Below are 610 nucleotides of genomic sequence, written 5' to 3' on the forward strand. Positions count from 1 at the left end.
TAAGGCTACTCCCGTCAGCAGAACGACCAAAACGGAAACCTTCACTCCTGTACGCAATATCAAGATCCTCGAAGCCAATCCTTAGGCCATCATAAAACTGCGTTGAACCAAGCACACCATCAGACGTAACATCAAGAGTGATATCGCCATCAATATAGGCTTCTATACCGCTATACATCAGACCAAAACCGTCCTCCACATAGACTAGGTTGGACTCATTATTTGGGCTAACAACACTTAACTCAGTATCAATGCGCAAGCCCTGGTAACCCGAATCAACATTTCCACCAGCCTGCAACAGGAGACGATTACTCCGCGCCGTCGCATCATACACACCATCTGCTAGCAACAAATTAACGCCTAAACCTCCCAAGGATTTAATTGGAGCCGAAGCATTTGCCTTATATGCATCAATGTTGTCTTTCGTCTCGCCAAGAACAATCGCATCAAAGAACAATCCCGCTTGTAAAGTATCGAACCCCAACGCCAAACCGCTACCATAATCTCGGGCTGGGTCGATTAACGCGTCAGGATCCTGATTTAACACATCAATCGTTAAGTTCGACAATGCAATCGTGCCCTCGCCACCTAGCGCGCCAAACCAATAGCC

General features: G+C 47.0%; 1 protein-coding gene. It reads right to left on the reverse strand.

The features are described from left to right. Positions 1–610, reverse strand: a 610-nt coding sequence (locus A3751_RS22360; protein WP_197466058.1) for a hypothetical protein, incomplete at both ends; no start/stop codon positions are given.

This window comes from Oleiphilus sp. HI0080 (assembly GCF_001635135.1).